This window comes from Dysgonomonas gadei ATCC BAA-286, assembly GCF_000213555.1.
In the GTDB taxonomy this organism is placed as follows: domain Bacteria; phylum Bacteroidota; class Bacteroidia; order Bacteroidales; family Dysgonomonadaceae; genus Dysgonomonas; species Dysgonomonas gadei.
This window is the reverse complement of record NZ_GL891999.1, coordinates 1-1350: the sequence shown is the minus strand read 5'-3', so window position 1 is coordinate 1350 and position 1350 is coordinate 1. Positions and strand designations below refer to the sequence as shown.

Genomic DNA, 1350 nt, shown 5'->3' with positions numbered 1-1350 from the left:
ACACTAGTGTCCACTAAAAAACATTAACAAGCGATGTAATTATTTGATATGCAATTAATAATATTCGTTTTTTTTACGTGTACATTTCAAATCTCTATTTTTGTTAGAAGTAACAAAATGATAGTAGGAATGCACAATGGACATTACGTTTTTACTCAATTATGTAGATTTCTGCCCAAGAGAGCTTTTGATTGTTTAGTCGATAAATACGAAGGCAATAAATATGTAAAATCATTTACTTGTTGGAATCACCTTTTAGTTCTGATTTTTGGTCAGTTATCTAATCGGGAAAGCCTTCGGGATTTGATAGGGATACTTGATGCGCATAAGAAAAAGTTTTATCATCTTGGATTTGGAAAAAGCGTAACACGTAGTAATTTATCTAAAGCCAATGAAGTACGTAGTATAGATGTTTTTGAAAAATTTTCTTTAAAGCTCATTGATTGTATAAAATCCAATAATACACAGATTGTTGACCTGGAAACAGATAGTAATATTTATGCATTTGATTCTTCAATAATCACTTTATGTATCAATACATTCTGGTGGGCTAAGCAACGAAAAGGAACAGGGGGAATTAAATTGCATACTTTATATGATATAAAGAACCAAATTCCAACTTTCAATGTCATTACCGATCAATTAACCAGCGATTGCACCCTGATGGATATTATTCCATACGAAACCAATGCATTCTATCTTTTTGATAAAGCATATGTGAGTACTCCTCAATTATATGCAATTAATCTTATAGATGCTTTTTTTGTAGTAAGGAAAAAACTGAATATGAAATATAAAGTATTAACCGACAAAAACTATAATAATCCCCAAACGGGAATCATGGCTGATCAGATTATTATCTTTACATCCAGAATCGCTCAAAAAGGATATCCCGATAAATTACGATCTGTTGTATATTATAGCAAGGAGTTGAAAACTACTTTTTCTTTTTTGACAAACAATCTGGATATAACAGCTGAAGAAGTTGCCACTCTATACAAATATCGTTGGAATATAGAAATCTTTTTCAAATGGATAAAACAACATTTGAGAATAAAGGAGTTTTATGGGACTTCTGAAAATGCCGTCAAAATTCAAATATTTTCTGCTATAATAACCTATTGTCTTGTTACAATCATGAAACATGAATTAAAAATAAAAGTGTCCACTTATGAAATATTACGAATACTTAGTTTATCATTATTTGAAAGAATGCCAATAGAAAATCTTTTTAATAATAATGATACGCAGATAAACTATCAAAATGATACTCAATTATGTCTTAATTTTTTTTAGTGGACACTAGTGTATTGCACACGCCCGTATAACAAAATATCATAACCGGGCGTA

Annotated in this window: 1 protein-coding gene; it reads left to right on the top strand. The window is 30.0% G+C overall.

Features of this window, described 5'->3' with window-relative positions; translation table 11 throughout:
* Positions 1-117: 117 nt before the first annotated feature.
* On the top strand, positions 118-1296 hold the full coding sequence (locus HMPREF9455_RS20510) for an IS4 family transposase (RefSeq protein ID WP_245532217.1): 1179 nt from the start codon (positions 118-120) through the stop codon (positions 1294-1296).
* The last annotated feature ends 54 nt before the right edge of the window (positions 1297-1350 follow it).